General features: G+C 39.1%; 32 protein-coding genes and 1 riboswitch. Of the genes, 26 read left to right on the forward strand and 6 right to left on the reverse strand.

Features of this window, described 5'->3' with window-relative positions; genetic code table 11:
- Nucleotides 1-3: 3 nt before the first annotated feature.
- The 25 genes from rplN to truA all read left to right on the forward strand — a co-directional run bounded on the left by rplN (nt 4) and on the right by truA (nt 15,215).
- Nucleotides 4-372 carry a 50S ribosomal protein L14 gene (gene rplN, locus IGK03_RS00760; RefSeq protein ID WP_002356211.1) on the forward strand — a complete coding sequence of 123 codons (369 nt, stop codon included), beginning with the start codon at nt 4-6 and terminating at the stop codon, nt 370-372.
- A 35-nt stretch (nt 373-407) separates the two neighbouring features.
- Entirely contained in the window at nt 408-719 is a 312-nt protein-coding gene (gene rplX, locus IGK03_RS00765) for a 50S ribosomal protein L24 (RefSeq protein WP_002356212.1), read from the forward strand.
- A gap of 25 nt (nt 720-744) precedes the next feature.
- Nucleotides 745-1,284 (forward strand): 50S ribosomal protein L5, encoded by a 540-nt coding sequence (gene rplE / locus IGK03_RS00770; RefSeq protein ID WP_002356213.1) that lies wholly within the window; start codon nt 745-747, stop codon nt 1,282-1,284.
- An 18-nt stretch (nt 1,285-1,302) separates the two neighbouring features.
- Nucleotides 1,303-1,488 carry a type Z 30S ribosomal protein S14 gene (locus IGK03_RS00775; protein ID WP_002356214.1) on the forward strand — a complete coding sequence of 62 codons (186 nt, stop codon included), beginning with the start codon at nt 1,303-1,305 and terminating at the stop codon, nt 1,486-1,488.
- Between the two features lie 35 nt (nt 1,489-1,523).
- Nucleotides 1,524-1,922, forward strand: coding sequence for a 30S ribosomal protein S8 (gene rpsH / locus IGK03_RS00780; RefSeq protein ID WP_002356215.1), 399 nt, complete (start codon nt 1,524-1,526; stop codon nt 1,920-1,922).
- 31 nt (nt 1,923-1,953) lie between these two features.
- A complete protein-coding gene (rplF, locus tag IGK03_RS00785) occupies nt 1,954-2,490 on the forward strand; it encodes a 50S ribosomal protein L6 (RefSeq protein WP_002356217.1) in 537 nt (178 codons plus the stop codon).
- A gap of 160 nt (nt 2,491-2,650) precedes the next feature.
- Complete coding sequence (gene rplR, locus IGK03_RS00790) at nt 2,651-3,007, forward strand: 50S ribosomal protein L18 (protein WP_002356218.1); 357 nt, start codon at nt 2,651-2,653, stop codon at nt 3,005-3,007.
- Between the two features lie 20 nt (nt 3,008-3,027).
- On the forward strand, nt 3,028-3,528 hold the full coding sequence (gene rpsE, locus IGK03_RS00795) for a 30S ribosomal protein S5 (protein ID WP_002356219.1): 501 nt from the start codon (nt 3,028-3,030) through the stop codon (nt 3,526-3,528).
- A 14-nt stretch (nt 3,529-3,542) separates the two neighbouring features.
- Nucleotides 3,543-3,722 (forward strand): 50S ribosomal protein L30, encoded by a 180-nt coding sequence (gene rpmD, locus IGK03_RS00800; RefSeq protein ID WP_002356220.1) that lies wholly within the window; start codon nt 3,543-3,545, stop codon nt 3,720-3,722.
- A gap of 47 nt (nt 3,723-3,769) precedes the next feature.
- Complete coding sequence (rplO, locus tag IGK03_RS00805; RefSeq protein WP_002356221.1) at nt 3,770-4,210, forward strand: 50S ribosomal protein L15; 441 nt, start codon at nt 3,770-3,772, stop codon at nt 4,208-4,210.
- Nucleotides 4,211-5,509 (forward strand): preprotein translocase subunit SecY, encoded by a 1,299-nt coding sequence (secY, locus tag IGK03_RS00810; RefSeq protein WP_002359350.1) that lies wholly within the window; start codon nt 4,211-4,213, stop codon nt 5,507-5,509.
- Between the two features lie 86 nt (nt 5,510-5,595).
- The gene (locus IGK03_RS00815; protein WP_002356223.1) at nt 5,596-6,246 is read left to right on the forward strand and encodes an adenylate kinase; all 651 of its coding nucleotides are present in this window, start codon (nt 5,596-5,598) and stop codon (nt 6,244-6,246) included.
- A gap of 210 nt (nt 6,247-6,456) precedes the next feature.
- Nucleotides 6,457-6,675 carry a translation initiation factor IF-1 gene (gene infA, locus IGK03_RS00820; protein WP_002356224.1) on the forward strand — a complete coding sequence of 73 codons (219 nt, stop codon included), beginning with the start codon at nt 6,457-6,459 and terminating at the stop codon, nt 6,673-6,675.
- Nucleotides 6,676-6,707: 32 nt separating this feature from the next.
- Nucleotides 6,708-6,824: a 50S ribosomal protein L36 gene (gene rpmJ, locus IGK03_RS00825; protein WP_002288710.1), complete on the forward strand. Its 117-nt coding sequence runs from the start codon at nt 6,708-6,710 to the stop codon at nt 6,822-6,824.
- A 19-nt stretch (nt 6,825-6,843) separates the two neighbouring features.
- A complete protein-coding gene (gene rpsM / locus IGK03_RS00830; protein ID WP_002356225.1) occupies nt 6,844-7,209 on the forward strand; it encodes a 30S ribosomal protein S13 in 366 nt (121 codons plus the stop codon).
- 27 nt (nt 7,210-7,236) lie between these two features.
- On the forward strand, nt 7,237-7,626 hold the full coding sequence (rpsK, locus tag IGK03_RS00835) for a 30S ribosomal protein S11 (protein WP_002356226.1): 390 nt from the start codon (nt 7,237-7,239) through the stop codon (nt 7,624-7,626).
- Between the two features lie 80 nt (nt 7,627-7,706).
- Nucleotides 7,707-8,645 carry a DNA-directed RNA polymerase subunit alpha gene (locus tag IGK03_RS00840; RefSeq protein ID WP_002356227.1) on the forward strand — a complete coding sequence of 313 codons (939 nt, stop codon included), beginning with the start codon at nt 7,707-7,709 and terminating at the stop codon, nt 8,643-8,645.
- Nucleotides 8,646-8,718: 73 nt separating this feature from the next.
- Entirely contained in the window at nt 8,719-9,102 is a 384-nt protein-coding gene (rplQ, locus tag IGK03_RS00845) for a 50S ribosomal protein L17 (RefSeq protein ID WP_002356228.1), read from the forward strand.
- A gap of 45 nt (nt 9,103-9,147) precedes the next feature.
- Nucleotides 9,148-9,360, forward strand: coding sequence for a hypothetical protein (locus IGK03_RS00850; RefSeq protein WP_002411018.1), 213 nt, complete (start codon nt 9,148-9,150; stop codon nt 9,358-9,360).
- A 16-nt stretch (nt 9,361-9,376) separates the two neighbouring features.
- Nucleotides 9,377-10,576 (forward strand): DUF819 family protein, encoded by a 1,200-nt coding sequence (locus IGK03_RS00855; protein WP_002356229.1) that lies wholly within the window; start codon nt 9,377-9,379, stop codon nt 10,574-10,576.
- Between the two features lie 15 nt (nt 10,577-10,591).
- Complete coding sequence (locus tag IGK03_RS00860; protein ID WP_010713618.1) at nt 10,592-11,767, forward strand: M20 family metallopeptidase; 1,176 nt, start codon at nt 10,592-10,594, stop codon at nt 11,765-11,767.
- Nucleotides 11,768-11,968: 201 nt separating this feature from the next.
- Complete coding sequence (locus IGK03_RS00865; RefSeq protein ID WP_002359354.1) at nt 11,969-12,808, forward strand: energy-coupling factor ABC transporter ATP-binding protein; 840 nt, start codon at nt 11,969-11,971, stop codon at nt 12,806-12,808.
- Nucleotides 12,784-13,653, forward strand: a complete 870-nt coding sequence (locus IGK03_RS00870; protein ID WP_002381364.1) for an energy-coupling factor ABC transporter ATP-binding protein — start codon at nt 12,784-12,786, stop codon at nt 13,651-13,653. The genes IGK03_RS00865 and IGK03_RS00870 overlap by 25 nt, the downstream gene beginning before the upstream one ends.
- Complete coding sequence (locus tag IGK03_RS00875; protein ID WP_002373841.1) at nt 13,650-14,447, forward strand: energy-coupling factor transporter transmembrane component T family protein; 798 nt, start codon at nt 13,650-13,652, stop codon at nt 14,445-14,447. The genes IGK03_RS00870 and IGK03_RS00875 overlap by 4 nt, the downstream gene beginning before the upstream one ends.
- Nucleotides 14,448-14,465: 18 nt before the next feature.
- Nucleotides 14,466-15,215 (forward strand): tRNA pseudouridine(38-40) synthase TruA, encoded by a 750-nt coding sequence (truA, locus tag IGK03_RS00880; protein ID WP_002370657.1) that lies wholly within the window; start codon nt 14,466-14,468, stop codon nt 15,213-15,215.
- A 50-nt stretch (nt 15,216-15,265) separates the two neighbouring features.
- On the opposite strand, the gene IGK03_RS00885 is transcribed toward truA, so the two are convergent.
- From IGK03_RS00885 to IGK03_RS00895, 3 genes are all read right to left on the reverse strand, one after another.
- Nucleotides 15,266-15,577: a heavy metal-binding domain-containing protein gene (locus IGK03_RS00885; protein WP_002381365.1), complete on the reverse strand. Its 312-nt coding sequence runs from the start codon at nt 15,575-15,577 to the stop codon at nt 15,266-15,268.
- Between the two features lie 132 nt (nt 15,578-15,709).
- On the reverse strand, nt 15,710-17,065 hold the full coding sequence (brnQ, locus tag IGK03_RS00890; RefSeq protein ID WP_002373848.1) for a branched-chain amino acid transport system II carrier protein: 1,356 nt from the start codon (nt 17,063-17,065) through the stop codon (nt 15,710-15,712).
- Nucleotides 17,066-17,155: 90 nt separating this feature from the next.
- Nucleotides 17,156-17,647 (reverse strand): N-acetyltransferase family protein, encoded by a 492-nt coding sequence (locus tag IGK03_RS00895; protein WP_430602411.1) that lies wholly within the window; start codon nt 17,645-17,647, stop codon nt 17,156-17,158.
- A 172-nt stretch (nt 17,648-17,819) separates the two neighbouring features.
- Here IGK03_RS00895 and IGK03_RS00900 point away from each other — a divergent pair, with 172 nt between their 5' ends.
- A complete protein-coding gene (locus tag IGK03_RS00900; protein ID WP_002383869.1) occupies nt 17,820-18,404 on the forward strand; it encodes a TIGR00730 family Rossman fold protein in 585 nt (194 codons plus the stop codon).
- 44 nt (nt 18,405-18,448) lie between these two features.
- Here the strand turns inward: IGK03_RS00900 and IGK03_RS00905 are convergent, their stop codons facing one another.
- The 3 genes from IGK03_RS00905 to IGK03_RS00915 all read right to left on the reverse strand — a co-directional run bounded on the left by IGK03_RS00905 (nt 18,449) and on the right by IGK03_RS00915 (nt 21,639).
- Nucleotides 18,449-19,189, reverse strand: coding sequence for an amino acid ABC transporter ATP-binding protein (locus tag IGK03_RS00905; protein WP_002356242.1), 741 nt, complete (start codon nt 19,187-19,189; stop codon nt 18,449-18,451).
- 11 nt (nt 19,190-19,200) lie between these two features.
- Nucleotides 19,201-20,784, reverse strand: a complete 1,584-nt coding sequence (locus IGK03_RS00910; protein WP_002381368.1) for an ABC transporter substrate-binding protein/permease — start codon at nt 20,782-20,784, stop codon at nt 19,201-19,203.
- Between the two features lie 194 nt (nt 20,785-20,978).
- Nucleotides 20,979-21,153, reverse strand: a riboswitch (Lysine riboswitch).
- Nucleotides 21,154-21,342: 189 nt separating this feature from the next.
- Nucleotides 21,343-21,639 carry a hypothetical protein gene (locus tag IGK03_RS00915; RefSeq protein ID WP_002356244.1) on the reverse strand — a complete coding sequence of 99 codons (297 nt, stop codon included), beginning with the start codon at nt 21,637-21,639 and terminating at the stop codon, nt 21,343-21,345.
- Between the last annotated feature and the right edge of the window lie 77 nt (nt 21,640-21,716).

Raw genomic sequence — 21,716 nt, forward strand, 5'->3', positions numbered from 1 at the left:
ATCGTGATCCAACAAGAAAGTCGTTTAAGAGTCGCTGACAATTCTGGCGCACGTGAAATTTTAACGATCAAAGTCCTAGGCGGATCTGGTCGTAAAACTGCTAACATCGGTGACGTTATTGTTGCTACTGTCAAACAAGCAACGCCAGGTGGGGTTGTTAAAAAAGGTGAAGTAGTTAAAGCCGTTATCGTTCGTACAAAATCTGGCGCTCGTCGTGCTGACGGTTCTTACATCAAATTTGATGAAAATGCTGCGGTAATTATCCGTGACGATAAAAGCCCACGCGGAACACGTATCTTCGGACCAGTTGCACGTGAATTACGTGAAAACAACTTCATGAAGATCGTTTCTCTAGCACCAGAAGTATTATAATCTCGAGCCCACGTTAAAGGAGGTGCGAAACAGTAATGTTTGTTAAAAAAGGCGATAAAGTAAAAGTTATCACTGGTAAAGATAAAAACAAAGAAGGCGTTGTCTTAGCAGCGTTTCCTAAACAAGATAAAGTTATCGTTGAAGGTGTCAACGTCGTTAAAAAACACCAAAAACCAAACCAAGCAGCCCCACAAGGTGGAATCCTTGAAGTGGAAGCGCCAATTCATGTTTCTAATGTAATGGTGATTGATCCTTCAAACGGAGAAGCTACTAAAGTTGCGTTTAAAGAAGTCGACGGCAAAAAAGTCCGCGTTTCTAAAAAAACAGGTGAAGTTTTAGATAAATAAAAATTGCGGAAGGAGGGCTTACTGAATGAACCGCCTGAAAGAAAAATATATTAAAGAAGTAACACCATCATTGGTGGAAAAATTTAATTACAGCTCAGTTATGCAAACACCTAAAGTTGATAAAATCGTTATCAACATGGGTGTGGGTGATGCAGTATCAAATGCTAAAAACTTAGACAAAGCTGTTGAAGAATTAGCATTAATCACTGGTCAAAAACCACTTATCACAAAAGCTAAAAAATCTATCGCTGGATTCCGTTTACGTGAAGGAATGCCAATCGGTGCGAAAGTAACGCTACGCGGCGAAAGAATGTACGAATTTTTAGATAAATTAGTAACAGTTTCTTTACCTCGTGTACGTGACTTCCACGGTGTCAGCAAAAAAGCTTTCGATGGTCGTGGTAACTATACTTTAGGTATTAAAGAACAATTAATCTTCCCAGAAGTTGATTATGATTTAGTAGATAAAGTACGCGGTATGGACATCGTAATTGTTACAACAGCGAACACTGACGAAGAGTCTCGCGAATTGTTGGCACAATTAGGTATGCCATTCCAAAAATAATATAAGGAGGCGAACTACGTGGCTAAAAAATCAATGATTGCTAAAAACAAACGTCCTGCTAAACATTCAACACAAGCTTATACTCGTTGTGAACGTTGTGGACGTCCACATTCAGTTTATCGTAAATTTCATCTTTGCCGTATTTGCTTCCGCGAACTTGCCTATAAAGGTCAAATTCCCGGCGTGAAGAAAGCTAGCTGGTAAACAAGTAAACTCGCATAAAGGAGGTAAATAGTTCAATGGTCATGACAGATCCAATTGCAGATTTTCTAACTCGCATTCGTAATGCGAACATGGTTAAACATGAAACTTTAGAAGTACCTGCTTCAAAAATCAAACGTGATATCGCAGAAATCCTGAAACGTGAAGGATTTATCCGCGACGTAGAATACATCGAAGATGACAAACAAGGCGTAATCCGTGTTTTCCTAAAATATGGTAAAAACGAAGAACGTGTTATCACAAACTTAAAACGTATTTCTAAACCAGGTTTACGTGCATACGTAAAAGCTGACGAAGTACCAAAAGTATTAAACGGTCTAGGAATTGCAATCATCTCTACATCAGAGGGTGTAATTACTGACAAAGAAGCTAGAGCGAAAAATATCGGCGGCGAAGTAATCGCCTACGTATGGTAATTCTAAAAAATACACAAGGAGGTGTCTCTAAGTGAGCCGTATTGGTAATAAAGTTGTTGTTCTTCCTGCTGGTGTTGAAATCAAGCAAGACGGAAACAACATTACAGTTAAAGGACCTAAAGGTGAATTAACACGCGAATTTTCTTCTGATATCAAAATGAACATCGAAGGAAACGAAGTGACATTCACTCGTCCAAACGATTCAAAAGAAATGAAAACAATCCACGGAACAACTCGTGCAAACTTCAACAACATGGTTGTTGGTGTTTCTGAAGGTTTCCAAAAAGCACTTGAACTTATCGGGGTCGGATACCGTGCCCAAGTACAAGGCAACAAATTAACTTTAAACGTTGGTTATTCTCATCCTGTCGAAATGACAGCACCAGAAGGCGTAACATTTGAAGTACCTGCGAACACACAAGTTATCGTTAAAGGCATCAACAAAGAAGTTGTTGGTGAATTAGCTGCTAACATCCGTGGCGTTCGTCCTCCAGAACCTTATAAAGGCAAAGGGATTCGCTATGTTGGTGAATTTGTACGCCGTAAAGAAGGTAAAACTGGTAAATAATAACAGCTGTGTAGAAAACAGAAGTCAACAACAAGCAACTGTCATTTTATGGGATTTTTCCAATAAAATGCTTTTGTCTTGTCTGCCAGCTTCTCTTTTCCGTAATCTGCTGACTGCTTGAAATATTAGTAGTAAACATTAAATCAAAGAGGTGAAAATTGTGATTACAAAACCAGATAAAAACAAAACACGTCAAAAGAGACATCGTCGTGTACGTAACAAAATCTCTGGTACTGCTGAGTGCCCACGCTTGAACATTTTCCGTTCTAACAAAAACATCTACGCGCAAGTCATTGATGACGTAGCGGGTGTGACGCTAGCAAGTGCCTCTGCCTTGGATAAAGAAATTTCAGGTGGAACAAAAACAGAAACAGCTGCAGCTGTTGGTAAACTAGTTGCTGAACGTGCCGCTGAAAAAGGCATCAAAAAAGTAGTCTTCGACCGTGGTGGATACCTTTACCATGGCCGCGTGCAAGCTTTAGCTGAAGCTGCTCGTGAAAATGGACTAGAATTTTAGGAGAAGGAGGAACACCATTCATGGTTTATATTGATCCAAAACATTTGGAATTAGAAGACCGCGTTGTAGCGATCAACCGTGTAACAAAAGTTGTTAAAGGTGGACGTCGTTTACGTTTCGCAGCTTTAGTTGTTGTCGGTGACAAAAACGGACACGTTGGTTTCGGTACTGGTAAAGCACAAGAAGTACCTGAAGCTATCCGTAAAGCAATCGAAGACGCGAAGAAAAACTTAGTTGAAGTGCCTATGGTTGGTTCTACTATCCCGCACGAAGTAATTGGCGTATTCGGTGGCGGCCGTATCCTTATGAAACCTGCAGTAGAAGGTTCTGGGGTAGCTGCTGGTGGACCAGTTCGTGCCGTATTGGAATTAGCTGGTGTAGCAGATATTACATCTAAATCACTAGGTTCAAACACACCTATTAACGTTGTTCGCGCAACTGTTGAAGGTCTAAAACAATTAAAACGTGCCGAAGAAGTGGCAGCACTTCGCGGTAAATCTGTAGAAGAAATTATCGGTTAAGGAGGACAAAAATAATGGCTGAATTAAAAATTACTTTAAAACGCAGTGTTATCGGACGTCCTCAAAACCAACGTGCTACAGTTAAAGCGTTAGGTTTAGGTAAAGTGAATAGTACTGTTACAAAACCTGCCAATGAAGCAATCAAAGGTATGGTTAACACTATTTCACATTTAGTGGACGTAGAAGAAGTTTAAGATTTATAGATTTGTAATAGAAGATTGCTTAAGGAGGTGCCAAACCTATGAAACTTCATGAATTAAAACCTGCTGAGGGCTCACGCCAAGTACGTAACCGTGTTGGACGTGGTACTTCATCTGGTAATGGTAAAACAGCTGGCCGTGGACAAAAAGGGCAAAAAGCCCGTTCAGGCGGTGGTGTTCGTTTAGGATTTGAAGGGGGTCAAACTCCATTATTCCGTCGTTTACCAAAACGTGGGTTTACAAACATCAATCGTAAAGATTACGCTGTTGTGAACTTAGATACTTTAAACCGTTTTGAAGATGGAACAGAAGTAACTCCTGTTGTCCTAAAAGAAGCAGGAATCGTTAAAAACGAAAAAGCGGGAATCAAAGTTCTTGCAGATGGTGAGTTAACGAAAAAATTAACTGTGAAAGCAGCTAAATTCTCGAAATCAGCACAAGAAGCTATCGAAGCTGCTGGTGGTTCAATCGAGGTGATCTAATTGTTCAAGCTATTAAAGAACGCCTTTAAAGTCAAAGACATTAGATCAAAAATCTTATTTACAGTTTTAATCTTGTTTGTATTTCGCCTAGGTGCGCACATTACTGTGCCCGGGGTGAATGCAAAGGGATTGTCTGATTTAAGTAGCTTACCCTTTTTGAATATGTTGAATATGGTGAGTGGTAGTGCCATGCAAAACTTCTCTATCTTCTCGATGGGGGTTTCGCCATACATTACAGCCTCTATTATTATTCAACTATTGCAAATGGATATTGTACCTAGATTTGTAGAGTGGTCAAAACAAGGGGAAGTTGGTCGTAAGAAATTAAATCAAGCAACAAGATATCTAACGATTGTCTTGGGTGTGGCTCAGTCAATGGGGATCACTGCTGGTTTTAATAGCTTAAGTCAAACTGGGATTGTCAACAATCCAACCTTAGGTACCTTTGTGATGATTGCAGTTATTTTAACTGCTGGGACGATGTTTGTGACTTGGATGGGTGAACAAATTACAGAAAAAGGAATCGGAAATGGTGTTTCAATGATTATCTTTGCCGGGATTATTTCTCGTTTGCCAGGAGCAGTCAAAGAAATCTATGAAGATTACTTCGTCAATATCGAGTCTTCTCGTATTTGGCAATCTGTTATTTTCATTGCAATCTTAGTTATTGCTATTTTGGTGATTGTTACAGTCGTAACGTTCTTCCAACAAGCAGAACGTAAGATTCCAATCCAATATACAAAACGTGTTTCTGGTGCACCAACAAGTAGTTATTTACCGTTAAAAGTAAATGCTGCTGGGGTTATTCCAGTTATCTTTGCCAGCTCGTTAATTGCAACACCAAATGCCATTTTACAAGCTTTCTCATCAAAATTCGCTGGTGAAAATTGGTATGACATTATGACAAAAATCTTCAGTTATAACACAGTTCCAGGGGCAATCATCTATACTGTCCTAATCGTTGCGTTTACGTTCTTCTATGCATTTGTTCAAGTAAACCCTGAGAAATTAGCGGAAAACTTACAAAAACAAGGAAGCTACATTCCAAGCGTGCGGCCAGGTAAAGGTACAGAAGAATATGTATCTGGCGTGTTAATGAGATTAAGTGTTGTCGGCTCAATTTTCCTAGGACTTGTTGCTTTACTTCCAATCATTGCGCAAATGGTTTGGAACTTACCTCAATCAATCGGTTTAGGTGGAACAAGTTTACTAATCGTTATCGGGGTTGCATTAGAAACAACGAAACAATTAGAAGGATTAATGATGAAACGTCAATATGTCGGCTTTATCAATAAGTAAGAATCGAGTGTTGAGGTTTTACCTCAGCACCATTCTCACATATGGCTAGCTTCATAAGCCGGTCTTTAAAATTAGGAGGAGAATATATGAACCTCATTTTAATGGGATTACCTGGAGCAGGTAAAGGCACCCAAGCAGAAAAAATCATTGATACGTATGGCATTCCACATATTTCTACTGGAGATATGTTCCGTGCAGCAATGAAAAATGAAACTGCCTTGGGCCTAGAAGCGAAATCTTATATCGATAAAGGTGAACTGGTTCCTGACGAAGTAACAAACGGAATTGTTAAAGAACGCCTTGCTGAACCAGACACAGACAAAGGATTCCTATTAGATGGTTTCCCACGTACACTGGATCAAGCAAAAGCATTAGATACAATGCTTAAAGAATTAAACAAAAAAATTGATGCTGTCATTGACATCCATGTAGAAGAAGATGTATTAATCGAGCGTTTAGCTGGACGATTCATCTGTCGCACATGTGGCGCAACGTATCATAAATTATTCAACCCGCCAAAAGTTGAAGGCACTTGTGATCGCTGTGGCGGACATGAATTCTACCAAAGAGAAGATGATAAGCCCGAAACGGTTAAAAATCGTTTGGCAGTCAACATTGAAAGTAGCGCACCAATCTTAGCTTTCTATAAAGAACAAGGCTTGATGCATACAATCGATGGCAATCGCGAAATCGATACTGTTTTTTCTGATGTGAAAAAAATCATTGACGAAAACTAATTTCCAATTGCCCGCAGTTTAACCCTGTTGTTGTATTCAGTTTCTCTTGCCAAAACATAACTAAATATGGTAGAATATATCAGTCCGACTTCTACAGTTTTGTGACATCAAAATGAATAACGAAGTTAGTTGAGAATTTCTAGGTGGGAGCTGGAGTTTCCGCCGTTTTATCGTGTGAAAACGCGAAACAAGTACAAGGAGGTACTGTGCGTGGCAAAAGAAGATATGATTGAAGTCGAAGGTACAGTCGTCGAAACTTTGCCGAATGCAATGTTTAAAGTCGAACTAGAAAATGGACACCAAGTTCTTGCTACTGTTTCAGGTAAAATCCGTATGCACTACATCCGTATCTTACCTGGTGACAAAGTAACAGTTGAATTATCACCGTATGATTTAACGCGTGGCCGTATTACTTATCGCTTTAAATAATTGTACTCCGTAAAACCACAGGAGGTATTATCATGAAAGTAAGACCATCAGTAAAACCAATGTGTGAACATTGTAAAGTAATTCGCCGTAAAGGACGTGTTATGGTTATTTGCCCAGCAAATCCAAAACATAAACAACGTCAAGGATAATTAGGAGGTGTAACGAATAATGGCTCGTATTGCAGGAGTAGACATCCCTCGTGACAAACGTGTAGTAGTTTCTCTTACTTACATTTATGGTATTGGTAACACTACAGCTAAAAAAGTTTTAGCAAACGTTGGCGTATCTGAAGATGTTCGTGTACGTGATTTAACAAACGAACAAACAGATGCGATTCGTGCGGAAATTGATAAGTTAAAAGTTGAAGGGGATCTTCGTCGTGAAGTGAACTTAAACATCAAACGCTTGATGGAAATCGGTTCATACCGTGGAATCCGTCACCGTCGTGGATTACCAACTCGTGGACAAAACACGAAAAATAATGCACGTACTCGTAAAGGCCCTACTAAAACAGTAGCAGGCAAGAAAAAATAATTCCTAAGTGAAGGAGGTTAGAACTTCATGGCAGCAAAAAAAGTTAGTCGTAAACGCCGTGTCAAAAAGAATATAGAATCAGGTGTAGCACATATCCATTCTACATTCAACAATACAATCGTAATGATTACTGATACACATGGTAATGCATTAGCATGGTCATCAGCAGGATCATTAGGCTTTAAAGGAAGCAAAAAATCAACTCCTTTTGCCGCTCAAATGGCTGCAGAAGCCGCAACTAAAGTGGCAATGGAACATGGACTTAAAACTGTAGACGTAACAGTTAAAGGACCTGGTTCTGGACGTGAAGCAGCAATTCGTTCATTACAAGCAACAGGTTTAGAAGTGACTGCAATTCGTGACGTGACTCCAGTTCCTCATAATGGATGCCGCCCTCCAAAACGCCGTCGTGTTTAATGAGCGCCACTCATTCTGAGTTTGAATTAGGAACGTCATTGAACAAGACACTTTTCGTTTTGAAAGGGGTATAGATAAGAATGATTGAATTTGAAAAACCAAGAATCGAAAAAATTGATGAAAATAGAGATTATGGTAAGTTCGTCGTTGAACCATTAGAACGCGGTTACGGAACTACTTTAGGTAACTCTCTACGTCGTATTTTATTGTCTTCTTTACCAGGAGCTGCAATTACGAATATTCAAATCGATGGTGTTTTACACGAATTCTCAACCATTCCAGGTGTACGAGAAGACGTAACACAAATTATTTTGAATATTAAAGGCTTAGCATTGAAATTATATGCTGAAGAAGAGAAAACCCTTGAGATCGATATTACAGGACCCGCTACCGTGACTGCCGGCGATATTATCGTGGACAGTGATGTTGAGATCCTAAATAAAGATTTAGTTATCTGTAGTGTTGCTGAAGGAGCTACTTTCCATGCTCGCTTAACAGTGAAACCTGGTCGTGGCTATGTTCAAGCAGACGAAAACAAAAAAGAAGATATGCCAATCGGTGTACTTCCAGTTGATTCCATCTACACACCCGTTCGTCGTGTTAACTACCAAGTAGAAAATACACGTGTTGGTCGTCGTGATGATTTCGACAAATTAACAATGGAAATATGGACAGATGGTTCAATCATTCCTCAAGAAGCACTAAGTTTAGCTGCGAAAATCATGACTGAGCATTTAGATATCTTTGTAAACCTTACTGACGAAGCGAAAAACGCTGAAATCATGGTGGAAAAAGAAGAAACTCAAAAAGAGAAAATGCTAGAAATGACGATTGAAGAACTTGATTTATCAGTTCGTTCATATAACTGTTTAAAACGTGCAGGCATTAATACTGTACAAGAACTTACAAACAAATCTGAACCAGAAATGATCAAAGTACGTAATTTAGGTCGTAAATCTCTTGAAGAAGTAAAACTTAAATTGCATGATCTAGGATTAGGATTACGTAAGGACGATTAAGACTTTTACGAAGTTTCCAGTCCTGCTTAACAGCAGTGGCTCGTGAGAACAGAAACGAAGGAGGGAACCCAACGTGAGTTACCGTAAATTAGGACGCACATCAAGCCAACGTAAAGCTATGCTACGTGATATTACAACTGATTTAATCATCAACGAACGCATCGTAACTACTGAAGCTCGTGCGAAAGAAGTACGTTCAACTGTAGAAAAAATGATTACTTTAGGTAAACGTGGAGATCTTCATGCACGTCGTCAAGCAGCTACTTTCGTTCGTAATGAAGTTGCTAGTGTTCGTGAAGAAGATGAGTCTATCGTTGTTGAATCAGCTTTACAAAAGCTATTTAACGATTTAGGACCTCGTTTCGCGGAACGCCAAGGTGGTTACACTCGTATCTTGAAGACAGAACCAAGACGCGGCGATGCAGCACCAATGGTAGTTATCGAATTTGTTAAATAATTAATAAACCGATCACTTTATAGATGTTTCTTTTAGAGTGTTATGATGTTGGAGGCGACTCCGAGTCTAGCTCTGCTTTCCCTGTTAAAGATGGCTTTAGCAGGGGAGCACTCATCATATAAAGGTGATTTTTTTTTGCTTTGGGAAAACGCTGTTTTCTCAAAGCTTTTTTGTTTCTTAAAAGCATTGCAGAAGCTTTTCCGGTTTGTTATACTGGTTATTAATTGGAATTTTCAGATAATTAAACATCTGAGTTAGTAGAAGGGGGAATTATATGTCGCAAATGTTTGCTTTTTCGTTGCTGATGGTTATTTTATACATTGGTGATGTAGTTTCTATCAAAACAAAAGCTTGGATTCCATCCGTTTTTGTTTGTGGTGTTTTATTTATTCTTGGTTATTGGACTATTTTTCCACAAAATATTGTGGAAGTGGCAGGGATTCCTACAGTGGTTGCCACTTTATTAATGTATCTGTTGATTACTAATATGGGTACTCTGCTCTCTGTTAAAGAATTGGTTAATCAATGGAAAACGATTGTGATTGCTTTGTCAGGTATTCTGGGCATTATTGCCTTGTTGTTAGCTGTAGGGACTTTTGTTTTTGACTTAAAAACAGTTTTAGTTGCAATCCCGCCGTTAGTAGGAGGTTTAGTTTCTTCATTAGTAATGTCAGAAGCGGCTCAATCAGCTGGTTTAGCCTCACTTTCGGTTTTGGCAATTTTAATTTATGTCATTCAAGGGTTTGCAGGTTATCCCTTAACTTCAATTGTTCTAAAAAAAGAAGGAAAGCGGAAGCTTCAAGAATATCGAGCAGGGACATGGCAGCCGGTTCATGAACAAGAGGGGCAAGAAACAGGAGCAGAACCAGATGTGCCTAAACTATTTGAAAAAGTACCCAAACGATATCATACAGATTATTCACGAATTTTACGTTTAGCCTTAGTTGCCACACTTGCTTATTATGTTTCTGTGTGGACGGCACCGTTTGTGACGATTAGTCCTTTTGTGCTGTGTTTATGTTTTGGCGTGATTGCAACGTCTTTAGGCTTTTTAGAAAAGCAACCATTACAGAAAGCAAATAGCTTTGGTTTTGCGATTTTAGGGTTAATGCTTTTTGTCTTTGATGGCTTAAAGCAAGCCACACCTGAAATGTTGATGGATTTATTTTTACCAATGATTGGGATTATTGTGATTGGTGTTATCGGGATGTACATCTTTTCAGCAATTGTTGGTCGTGTATTAGGTGTGAGTAAAGAGATGGCATTCGCTGTTTCGTTGACAGCTTTATATGGCTTTCCAGCCGATTATATTATTACTAATGAAGTGATTCAATCATTGACAGAAGATGAACAAGAACAGGCGGCTTTAACGAGCCATTTAATGCCACCGATGTTAGTGGCAGGTTTCGTAACAGTCACCATTGTTTCGGTTATTTTAGCGGGTATTTTTTCAAGTATTTTATTAAGTTTGTAGAAACGGGGCGTAAGTATGAAAAAAATCAAAGCACTAATCATGCAGCATGCACAAGAAATGATTGCTTTTCGACGGGATTTACACCAACATCCAGAATTACAATTTGAAGAATTTCGAACGACAGAAAAAGTCGCGGCAGTTCTTGATCAATTAGGAATTACTTATCGCAAAACAGAACCGACGGGTTTAATTGCTGAAATTGTGGGCGGCAAACCAGGCCGAGTGGTTGCGCTGCGGGCGGATATGGATGCCTTACCTGTACAGGAATTAAATGAAGATTTAGCTTATAAATCTTTAGAAGCTGGCAAGATGCATGCATGTGGGCATGATTCCCATACCGCGATGTTAGTAACAGCAGCTAAAGTATTAAAAGAAATCCAAGAAGAACTTCAGGGAACAGTAAGGTTAATTTTTCAACCATCTGAAGAAAATGCGCAAGGTGCTAAAGCAATGGTTGCGCAAGGCGCAATGACCGGTGTTGATGATGTATTTGGCTTACATATCTGGTCACAAATGCCTGTAGGAACCGCTTCGTGTCGAGTGGGCTCAAGTTTCGCATCCGCAGATATTTTTTCTGTTGATTTTAAAGGCCGTGGTGGCCATGGTGCCATGCCAAACGCTTGTATTGATGCGGCAGTCATAGCTTCTTCTTTCGTGATGAATCTGCAAACGATTGTTTCTCGGGAGACAGATCCTTTAGATCCAGTAGTTGTCACGATTGGACGGATGGATGTGGGGACCCGTTTTAATGTGATTGCTGAGAATGCACGTTTAGAAGGAACGGTTCGTTGCTTTAGTGTAGCAACGCGTAAGCGAGTAGAACAGGCGCTACAACGCTATGCGGAACAAACAGCCGCTATTTACGGTGGGACGGCTTCGTTAGATTATCAATATGGAACGTTGCCAGTGATTAATGATGAGCAAGATGCCTTGTTTGCTCAAACACTAATTAAGGAAAATTTTGGTGAAGCGGCCTTAAGACAAGAAGAGCCGACAACCGGTGGCGAAGACTTCAGTTATTATACTGAACATGCTTCTGGTTGTTTTGCCTTAGTGGGAAGTGGTAATCCGGAGAAAGATACGGAATGGGCACATCACCATGGTCGTTTCAATATTGATGAAGATGCGATGGCAATGGGTGCTGAGTTATATGCCCAATATGCGTTTGAATATTTGAAGACACATTTTTAAAAGAAAATCAGTAACTTCTTGTTTTATGAGAACAAGAAGTTATTTTTATGAAAAATAGACCTGTCAAGACAGATAAGAGCTCCCATAATGACCGTTCTTTTGGTATAATAAAAAATAGTGTGAAGAATCAGAACAGATGATTGAAAAAACGCTACTTTTTTGGTAGTGTTAGAAAGAATAAATAGATTGAGGGAGTACGCGATGCAACCAATCATTGAACTAAATAATATCCAATTTAATTATCAACCAGAAGATGCTTCTCCCGCTTTAAAAGATGTGTCTTTTTCCATTCAACAAGGCGAATGGGTCGCTATTATTGGCCATAATGGTTCTGGTAAATCAACGTTAGCCAAAACGATCAATGGTCTGTTACTGCCAGCTGCTGGGACTATCAAAGTTGGCGGCAAAGAATTAAATGAAGCAAACGTCTGGGATATCCGGCGTATGGTAGGAATGGTTTTTCAAAATCCAGATAACCAATTTGTCGGTTCAACAGTCGAAGACGATGTGGCTTTTGGTTTAGAAAATCAAGGTATTCCGCGTGATGAAATGGTCGAACGTGTTCACGATGCATTAGAACGGGTTCGTATGTTAGATTTTGCCAAGCGAGAACCTGCTCGGCTATCTGGCGGCCAAAAACAACGAGTAGCTATCGCTGGTGTGGTTGCTTTGCGACCAGATATTATTATTTTAGACGAAGCGACAAGTATGTTAGATCCAGAAGGTCGTGCAGAAGTAATTGCTACCATTCAAAAGATTAAAGAAGAAAGCAATTTAACAGTTATTTCTATTACCCACGATATTGATGAAGCGGCTAATGCGAATCGTATTTTAGTGATGCGCCAAGGACAATTGACAAACGAGGGAACACCAGAAAAGATTTTTTCTGCAGGAGAAGCGCTTGTTGAAATGGGCTTGGATTTACCGTTTCCTGAAAAATTAAAAGTAGCTTTGAAAGAGCGTGGCGTTGTTGTGCCAACGAATTATTTAACAGAAGAAGGGATGGTGGATTGGTTATGGACATCCGTTTTAAACAAGTAGATTTTACTTACCAACCCAATACTCCTTTTGAGCAACGGGCATTATTCGATATTAATTTAACGATTCAAGACGGCTCTTATACAGCGATTGTCGGTCATACTGGCAGTGGCAAATCAACGCTATTGCAACATTTAAATGCTTTGGTGAAACCAACTAAAGGCCAAGTGACAATTGGAGAGCGTGTAATTACGCCAGAAACTGATAATAAGAATTTAAAACCAATTCGTAAAAAAGTTGGGATCGTTTTTCAATTTCCAGAAGCACAATTGTTTGAAGAAACAGTGGAGCGAGACATCGCTTTCGGACCGAAAAACTTTGGTGTTTCAGACGAAGAAGCGAAAAAATTAGCTAAGAAAATGCTTGATTTAGTCGGCTTAGATGAAAAATACTTACAACATTCTCCGTTTGAGTTATCAGGTGGTCAAATGCGCCGTGTCGCAATTGCTGGTGTGCTAGCGATGGAACCAGAAGTCTTAGTATTAGATGAACCGACTGCTGGTTTGGATCCTAAGGGTCGTAAAGAAATGATGGAGATGTTTAGCCGTCTGCATAAGGAACATAATATGACCATCGTTTTAGTGACACATTTGATGGATGACGTGGCTAATTACGCAGATCATGTGATTGTTTTAGAAAAAGGACAAATCGTCCGAGCGGGAGCACCACAAGAAGTGTTTCAAGAGACACAATGGCTGAAAGAAAAACAATTAGGCGTGCCAACTGCAGCCGAATTTGCTGAAAAATTAGTGGCAAAAGGCTTTTCTTTTGAGCAATTACCATTAACGGCCGATCAATTAGCCGATCAGCTTCTGAAAAAAATGCAGGAAGCAGGTGAGGCAAAATGATGAATAAATTGATTTTTGGGCGTTATATTCCAGGCGATTCTTTTATCCATCGTTTAGATCCGCGTGCAAAATTATTAGCTAGTTTTTATTTTATTGGAATTATCTTTTTAGCAAATAATTGGCAGAGTTATGTTTTAATAGCAGCCTTTACTGCTTTTGCTATTTCATTATCAAAAATCAGCGCCCGCTTCTTTATCCGCGGTGTTCGGCCATTATTATGGCTAATTCTGTTTACTGTGGCTCTTCAAACCTTGTTTACACAAGGGGGGGAAGTGTACTTTCAGTGGGGAATTATTTCCATTACCCAGTTTGGTGTGACGAATGGGCTATTTATTTTCTGTCGTTTTGTTTTAATTATTTTCATGTCAACGTTATTAACTTTAACGACGGCACCATTAGAGTTATCAGATGCGATTGAATATTTGTTACGCCCACTTCGTGTGGTGAAATTTCCAGTTCATGAAGTTTCATTGATGTTATCAATTGCCTTACGTTTTGTCCCAACATTAATGGATGAAACGGAAAAGATTATGAATGCCCAACGTGCCCGTGGTGTTGATTTTGGTGAAGGAAACTTACTTCAAAAAATGAAAGCTATTGTTCCACTTTTGATTCCGCTTTTCGTAAGTAGTTTTAATCGTGCGGAAGACTTAGCGACTGCCATGGAAGCAAGAGGTTATCAAGGCGGTGAAGGACGGACGAAATACCGCATTCTTCATTGGCACCTACGAGATACAATAGTAATGTTTGGCTTTGTCTTGTTAACCATTGGCTTATTTGTATTAAGAACTTAGAAAAGGTGAAGAAAAATTATGCCCCGCTATAAAGCAATCATTGCCTATGATGGCACTCATTTTCATGGCTTTCAAAAGCAGCCTAATGAGCGTACCGTTCAAGAAGAAATAGAAAAAACGTTAGCACGCATGAATAACGGACGCTCCGTGACGGTTTTTGGTTCAGGACGAACAGATGCAGGTGTTCATGCAATGGGCCAAGTGATTCACTTTGATTATCCGCAGGAACGTCCGTTGGAAAAAATGCGCTTTGCGTTAGACACACAAACACCCGAAGACATTGCTGTGCGAAGCGTGGAACGTGTTTCAGAAGACTTTCATGCACGTTATCACGTGATCGAAAAAACCTATCAATTTAAAGTGGATATTGGCAAACCGCGAAGTCCATTTCGACGTTTTTATGCCAGTTATTTTCCGTATCCCATTGATCTCGAAAAAATCCAACAAGCTTTACCTGATTTATTAGGTACCCATGATTTTACCTCTTTCTGTGCCTCAGGAAGTTCAGTAGAAGATAAAGTCCGAACTATTCATGAAGCCAGTGTTCATGTCAATGAAACGGGGGATGAATTAACATTCACTTTTCGGGGCGATGGTTTCTTGTACAAAATGATTCGGATTTTAGTTGGTACGCTATTGAAAATCGGCAATGGGCGGCTGGAACCAACCGCGATTCCAGCAATTATCGCAGCCAAAGATCGAAATTTAGCAGGTCCGACTGCTCATCCAGAAGGATTGTATTTAGCAGAAGTGAAATATGAAAACTAAAAAGACGTAGACCTTACAAGAAAAGGTCTACGTCTTTTTAGTTGCAAAATTTAGATGTATTTAACAGCTGTTCCGTAAGCCACGACAGATTGCATGTCTGTGCCAATTGTGCCAGAATCAAAACGCATCATCACAACGGCATCTGCACCTAATTTAGAGGCTTCTGCTTTTAAACGTTCGATTGCTTGGTCGCGTGCTTCTCGTTGCATATCAGTGTAACCTTTGATTTCACCGCCAACTACGCTTTTTAGTCCAGCACCTAAATCTTTAAACATATTTTTAGAACGTGTGGTTAACCCGAAAACTTCTCCAATAATTTCATATTCTTGACCGCTAATTCTCTCGGTTGTTGTAACTAACATGGGCAATTTCCTCCAGTACTTGTTGGTAACTTCAATTTACCATAGTCAAGAGTTTGGTACAACGAATATACATAAAAACGACACTAGAAAAGATGCGCTTCCGCATTTTTTCTAGTGTCGTTTTGGTAAGAATTAATCAAGAATAGGATCTTTTTTAGAAATCATGACCCAAACCCAACTAATTAGAAAAGCAACCGTTGCTGGAACGACCCAGCCCATGCCAATAGTGAACAATGGTAAGTATTGGCCGGCTTTTTCTAAAAGCGTTGTTACAAACGCCGTATCTTTGATAAAGGCAGGCGCGCTATTTAATGCATCTAAAACAGCAGCAATCAATGTGATATAGGTCGTTGCTTGATAGACTTCCCGTCGATGTTTGAAAATAGGACTGATGATTACCAAAAGCATTAAAGTAATCGCCAATGGATAAAGGAACATCAAGACTGGAACGGCAAATTGAATGATGTTGGTTAAGCCGACATTTGCAAAAATAGCTGGTAAAATAACAACAATTGCCAAGAATTTTTGATAGGAAACTTTCGGAAACATTTCTTCAAAAGTCTCAGAAAAGGCTGTGCTTAAGCCGATACCGGTTTTTAAACAAGCAAGAACTACGATAAAAGCCAGTAAAATACTCCCTGGTAGGCCTAAATAGTAATTGGCAATTTGGGCTAAGGCAATCCCGCCGTTTTCACTGATTGGAAAAGCCCCGATACTCATTGTTCCCATATAAGCAAGTAAGGTATAGATAACCCCCATCAATACAACACTGAAAGCACCTGATTTAATCATTCCTTTAGCGATATCTCCTGGTTTTTCGACGCCCATATTTCGTAAAGTGGAAACGACAACAATCCCAAAAGCTAATGAAGCTAAAGCATCCAGCGTATTATAACCTTCTGTAAATCCTTTAAAGAAAGGACTTGAAATATAATTTTCACCAACAGCGGCACTGGCCACATGACCTAATGGTTTTACAAAGGCTAAAACAATCAAAATTCCTAGCAATGCTAAAAATAACGGATTTAAAAATTTACCCACATAATCTAAGATTTTACTTGGCTTTCTAGAGAAGAGCCAAACAGCTAAGAAAAATAATGCGGAAAAACCAGCAAGAACCAGCCATTGCAAGTCTTTAGGAACAAATGGTGCAAGACCAATCTCAAAAGAAGTAGTTGCTAACCTTGGTAAAGCAAAGAAAGGACCAATCGTTAAATATAATAGTAAGGTAAAAATAAGAGCATAACGACGATTAATCCGAGAAGCTAAGTCAAAAACACCTGAACTTTTAGAAACACCCATAGCAATGACACCAAGAAAAGGTAAGCCAATTCCAGTGGCTAAGAAGCCCAAGTTTGCTAAAAAGACGGAAGCCCCCGCTTCTTGTCCCATATGTACAGGGAAAATTAAATTTCCAGCACCGAAAAACAAACCGAATAACATTGAACCAACGTATAGATAATCACGCCAAACTAACTTTTTTTGCATAGATTCACACTCCTTAATATTGTCTTATTATTTAAAATAACAGAAGAAGAAACAGAGAGCAACCAGTTTTTATAGAAAACATTGGTTTTCTTATTTTTCTATGAAATAAGCATACTGATAATCATCACAATAGTGTCCATTTATATAAAATTCTTCTTTAAAATGTGCTTCCTGCACAAAACCATGTCTTTCATAGAATCGAATGGCTTCTTGATTGGTAGCCATTACTCGCAAACTCAGCTTATGAATCCCGCTTATCTGGGCCATATCTTTGACATACGACAACAAAGTACCACCAATCCCTTGGCCTTGGAAATCTGGCGAAACGCCAATACTTAGTAGCCATTGCTTTTGATGAGCTGCTAACGAAGTGGGCGGATGGACTTCAATAAATCCAGCGAGTTGTTGTTCGCTGATGGCAACAAAAATCGTTTCATCTTTCATTTTTTCTTGATATGCCGCAAGCGAGAGTGGTTGTATCTCGGCAGGGGTATTCTTTTTTGTCCAAATGATTTGGTCCAAGGCATGTAATGCGGGCCAATCTACTTCGGCAACTAAGCGAATAGTGAGTGAGGTAGACAAGATAATAGGGCTCCTTTTTCTGAAATTTTAAAATATAAAAAGACTATAGCATTTATTGTCTGAAAATTCAAATACTTTTAAAACGAAAAAAAAGTGGCTGCACCTTTTCGAGAAAATCAAAATATGCTACCATAGCTACCAGAGGATAGATGGTAAAAAAGAATCTATCTAAATGGAGGGTATGTTTGTGAAAAAAATGGCAGTATATTGTGGCGCCAGTCTGGGAAATGAGCCAATCTATCAGCAAGCTGCAGTAGCGTTAGCCGCTTGGATGAAAGAAAATCACTATGATCTAGTTTATGGCGGTGGCAATGTTGGTCTAATGGGTACGGTGGCTGACACGCTTTTAGCAGAAGGTGGAGAGGTAATTGGTGTCATGCCCACTTTTTTAATGGAGCGGGAGATTGCACATAATGGCATTACAAAGATGCATACAGTCAGTGATATGCATGCGCGTAAGAAAAAAATGATTGAATTGGCAGATGTGTATTTAGCTTTACCCGGTGGTCCCGGCACACTCGAAGAAATTAGCGAGGTGATCTCTTGGGGCCGAGTCGGTGAACATATGAATCCGTGTATTTTATACAATGTGAATGGTTACTATGACTTATTAGCTGCCTTTTTTGATAAAATGGTAGAAACTAGTTTCTTAACAGAAGCGGATCGAGCTAAAATTTTCATTTCAGATTCCTTAGAAGAAATTGGTGCATTTATTGATTCTTATGAACCGCCAATGATTCGTCAATACAAAAAATAAAAAAAGAGGCAGTCACTCTAACCAGAATGACTGCCTCTTTTTTACTAGTTTTTCGTTAGAATCCGATGTAAGAACTCTTTTGTCCGAGCTTCTTTTGGATGGACAAAAATATCTTCAGCGGTCCCTTCTTCGGCAATGACACCTTTATCCATGAAAATAACACGATCGGATACGTCCCGCGCAAATTCCATTTCATGTGTTACAATCACCATTGTTAGCCCTGTATGGGCAAGATTTTTCATCGTTTTTAGCACTTCGCCAACCATTTCAGGATCCAATGCAGAAGTTGGTTCATCGAAAAGTAAAACATCTGGATCCATTGATAATGCTCGAGCAATGGCTACCCGTTGCTTTTGTCCACCAGATAATTGAGCAGGTTTGGCATCAATAAAACGAGCCATGCCAACTTTTTCTAAATTTTCTAAGGCAATTTTTTTGGCTTCTTCTTTGTTTCTTTTTAGGACAGTCATCTGACCAGAAGTACAGTTTTCTAAGACATTCATGTTATTAAATAAATTGAATGATTGGAAAACCATACCTAAATGGGTCCGATATTTGGGCAAACTATAACCACGTTCTAAAACATTTTTACCATTATAGATGATTTTGCCATCTGTTGGTTTTTCTAACAAATTAATACAACGTAGTAACGTTGATTTACCAGAACCAGAAGAACCGATAATGGTGACAACTTCTCCTTTGTTGACGTTCATATTGATATCTTTTAATACTTCGTTTTCGCCAAAGCTTTTTCGTAAATGTTCAATTTCAATAATTGCACTCATTTGTTTGCCTCCTAGCTTTCTTTTCCTTCTTCAGTTAATTCTTCTACTTTAACGTAAGCAGAAGGGCCATCCATTTTACGTTCCACAACACGTAAGATTCGTGTAATCACAAAAGTCATTACCAAGTACATGATGCCGACAATTGTAAAGGTTTGGAAGAACTGGAAGTTTGCGCCAGAAGCAGCATTCCCTTGGAAGAATAAATCTGCGACACCGATAACACTTAACACGGCCGTATCTTTGATATTAATGACAAATTCATTCCCTGTTGCAGGTAAAATATTACGTAATACTTGGGGAATAACGACTTTACGCATTGTTTGTCCATGGGTCATCCCAATCGCTTGTGCTGCCTCGAATTGTCCTTTATCCACTGCGAAAATACCTCCGCGAACAATTTCAGACATATAAGCACCAGTATTCACAGAAACGATAAATAGTGCGGCCACTGTTCGGTCTAAAGAGATGCCAAAAGCTAGAGCTAAACCATAAAAAATAACCATTGCTTGAACCATCATTGGTGTACCACGGAAAACTTCAATATAAATAGAAAGAATTAAATTTCCTAATTTTTGGAAGAAACGAGCGACTGGGTTTTCAGAATCTGGAATTGTACGGAAGACACCAATTAGTAAACCAAGGGTTGTTCCGACGACCGTCCCGATTAACGCGATAAATAGCGTTAAACCAGCACCACGTAAAAACATGTCGCCATATTGATTCCAAATATTTTTGAAATCGTTAATAAGTCCTGTTTTTTGTTCATCACTATCTGTTGCTGCAGGTTGATCCTTGATTGCTTGGTCCATAATTTTTGTCCGTTCATCTTGAGAAATACCTGCTAAAATTTTGTTTACTTTTTCAATGTCAGGATCGCCTTTACGCATGCCGACTGCTACTTGTGAGTCTTCAGCGCTAGCATCAAAGCCATTTTCTTTTGGAAATTCTAACATTTTTAATTCTTTATTGACACTAGTTGCTGTTATGCCTTCAGGGCGTTCACTAACATACCCATCAATCATGCCAGAAGCAAGTGCTGTTCGCATAGCCGAAAAGTTATCCATTGCTTGCTGTTTATTGACATTTGGAATTTGATCAATTAATCCGTAGTGGAATGTATTTAGTTGAGCTGTAATTTTAGCATCAGCTAAATCTTTCAAGCTTTTTGCATTAGCGTATTTGCCATCTTTTTTTACAATTACGACAAATTGTGATTCATAATAAGGGTTTGTAAAAGCAATTTCTTTTTTTCGTTCAGCGGTTGGGCTCATTCCGGCGATAATGGCATCAATTTTTCCAGATTGTAAGGCGGGTGCCAAGCCATCCCATTTGGTTTGGACGATTACTAATTTACGACCTAAACCATCGGCAATTTTTTTAGAAATTTGAACATCATAGCCGCCTGCATAAGAGTTGCCTTGAATAGGCACTGCGCCATGTGCGTCATTTTTCTGTGACCAGTTAAAAGGGGCGTAGCCAGCTTCCATGCCGACACGAAATTCACCATTTTCCTCCGCCGAAGCGTTGGTTGTCATGCCAAGTAACGAAAATAGCGTGACAAGTAGTAGACTGAATGAAAAAACTTTTTTGTTCATCTTTTTCTCTCCTTTAAATTTCTTGTCTGATTGATCGTTTTGTCTTTTTTCAATCAACAAGCTTTGATAATCAGCTGAGCAAAAGCGATTCTGTCTTTTTAAAGGAGAATACTTCTGTCACAACCTATTTTTGAATACAAAAAAACAACCAAACAGATGTAAGGTTGCTAGGTAATGTCGAAAAAAATTCCTCAACGAAACATAGCACAACTTAGCATCACTACTAAGACAGTCCGCAAGCTCTTAACTTACGTCCCAACACACAACAGAAGAGGCTCCGTTATGCATTTCGGCGATTGATCCTAAACTTGCTTCCCAGTGTCCTCTCACTCCACAAGCGTAATAAAAATCGCGACCTCTACCTCTTTTTTGAGGCACTATTCAGTTATTAAATTCAGTTATTAATTTTAGGATAAATCCAGAAGAAAGTCAATATGTTCCAGCAAAGGAATTTATCAAGAGGACACAAACACCATGAAATTAGCGTAACATTTTCCCTACGAAATAGAAACTAATACGAAAAAAGCAACCATTCCTAAAGGAACAGTTGCTTTTTACTTAAGCTTTGACAGCTTTTGGTTCACGACCTAAAATAGCTTGAAGAACAGTCAATACACCTAAAGAAGCTAAAATTGTATAAATTAGACTTGAGTAAGTTAAGATACCGAAATCCCAAGTTTTGTAAACTAATAAAACAATTGCTAAGGCGATAATAGCGATAACGTTGAAGAACGCAAAAGCCCAAAGATTTCCGTTTTCTTTACGAGAAAGATAAAAAACAGAGAACCAAATGCTTAAAACGCCCCAAGCGATGCAGGCAATAATTGCAGCCCAATAAATAATAAATGCGACCATTGTTGTTTCACCTCACTTTTACTCATGCATATTTTACCACGAGTTGAGAAATTTGTCACAAACTCTTTCAAGATAAA

This window comes from Enterococcus sp. DIV2453a (assembly GCF_050533535.1).
GTDB classification, from domain to species: Bacteria; Bacillota; Bacilli; order Lactobacillales; family Enterococcaceae; genus Enterococcus; species Enterococcus faecalis.

Excerpts from the sequence above, each read along its gene's own strand:
- rplO (WP_002356221.1), top strand. The coding sequence starts at position 3,770 with ATGAAACTTCATGAATTAAAACCTGCTGAGGGCTCACGCCAAGTACGT.
- IGK03_RS00840 (WP_002356227.1), top strand. The coding sequence starts at position 7,707 with ATGATTGAATTTGAAAAACCAAGAATCGAAAAAATTGATGAAAATAGA.
- rpsE (WP_002356219.1), top strand. The coding sequence starts at position 3,028 with ATGGTTTATATTGATCCAAAACATTTGGAATTAGAAGACCGCGTTGTA.
- IGK03_RS00910 (WP_002381368.1), bottom strand. The coding sequence starts at position 20,784 with ATGAACAAAAAAGTTTTTTCATTCAGTCTACTACTTGTCACGCTATTT.
- rpmD (WP_002356220.1), top strand. The coding sequence starts at position 3,543 with ATGGCTGAATTAAAAATTACTTTAAAACGCAGTGTTATCGGACGTCCT.
- IGK03_RS00815 (WP_002356223.1), top strand. The coding sequence starts at position 5,596 with ATGAACCTCATTTTAATGGGATTACCTGGAGCAGGTAAAGGCACCCAA.
- rpmJ (WP_002288710.1), top strand. The coding sequence starts at position 6,708 with ATGAAAGTAAGACCATCAGTAAAACCAATGTGTGAACATTGTAAAGTA.
- IGK03_RS00885 (WP_002381365.1), bottom strand. The coding sequence starts at position 15,577 with ATGTTAGTTACAACAACCGAGAGAATTAGCGGTCAAGAATATGAAATT.
- IGK03_RS00855 (WP_002356229.1), top strand. The coding sequence starts at position 9,377 with ATGTCGCAAATGTTTGCTTTTTCGTTGCTGATGGTTATTTTATACATT.
- IGK03_RS00865 (WP_002359354.1), top strand. The coding sequence starts at position 11,969 with ATGCAACCAATCATTGAACTAAATAATATCCAATTTAATTATCAACCA.
- IGK03_RS00905 (WP_002356242.1), bottom strand. The coding sequence starts at position 19,189 with ATGAGTGCAATTATTGAAATTGAACATTTACGAAAAAGCTTTGGCGAA.
- IGK03_RS00870 (WP_002381364.1), top strand. The coding sequence starts at position 12,784 with ATGGACATCCGTTTTAAACAAGTAGATTTTACTTACCAACCCAATACT.
- rpsH (WP_002356215.1), top strand. The coding sequence starts at position 1,524 with ATGGTCATGACAGATCCAATTGCAGATTTTCTAACTCGCATTCGTAAT.
- IGK03_RS00900 (WP_002383869.1), top strand. The coding sequence starts at position 17,820 with ATGGAGGGTATGTTTGTGAAAAAAATGGCAGTATATTGTGGCGCCAGT.
- rplX (WP_002356212.1), top strand. The coding sequence starts at position 408 with ATGTTTGTTAAAAAAGGCGATAAAGTAAAAGTTATCACTGGTAAAGAT.
- rplE (WP_002356213.1), top strand. The coding sequence starts at position 745 with ATGAACCGCCTGAAAGAAAAATATATTAAAGAAGTAACACCATCATTG.
- IGK03_RS00875 (WP_002373841.1), top strand. The coding sequence starts at position 13,650 with ATGATGAATAAATTGATTTTTGGGCGTTATATTCCAGGCGATTCTTTT.
- IGK03_RS00850 (WP_002411018.1), top strand. The coding sequence starts at position 9,148 with ATGTTGGAGGCGACTCCGAGTCTAGCTCTGCTTTCCCTGTTAAAGATG.
- truA (WP_002370657.1), top strand. The coding sequence starts at position 14,466 with ATGCCCCGCTATAAAGCAATCATTGCCTATGATGGCACTCATTTTCAT.
- IGK03_RS00860 (WP_010713618.1), top strand. The coding sequence starts at position 10,592 with ATGAAAAAAATCAAAGCACTAATCATGCAGCATGCACAAGAAATGATT.
- rpsK (WP_002356226.1), top strand. The coding sequence starts at position 7,237 with ATGGCAGCAAAAAAAGTTAGTCGTAAACGCCGTGTCAAAAAGAATATA.
- IGK03_RS00915 (WP_002356244.1), bottom strand. The coding sequence starts at position 21,639 with ATGGTCGCATTTATTATTTATTGGGCTGCAATTATTGCCTGCATCGCT.
- brnQ (WP_002373848.1), bottom strand. The coding sequence starts at position 17,065 with ATGCAAAAAAAGTTAGTTTGGCGTGATTATCTATACGTTGGTTCAATG.
- rpsM (WP_002356225.1), top strand. The coding sequence starts at position 6,844 with ATGGCTCGTATTGCAGGAGTAGACATCCCTCGTGACAAACGTGTAGTA.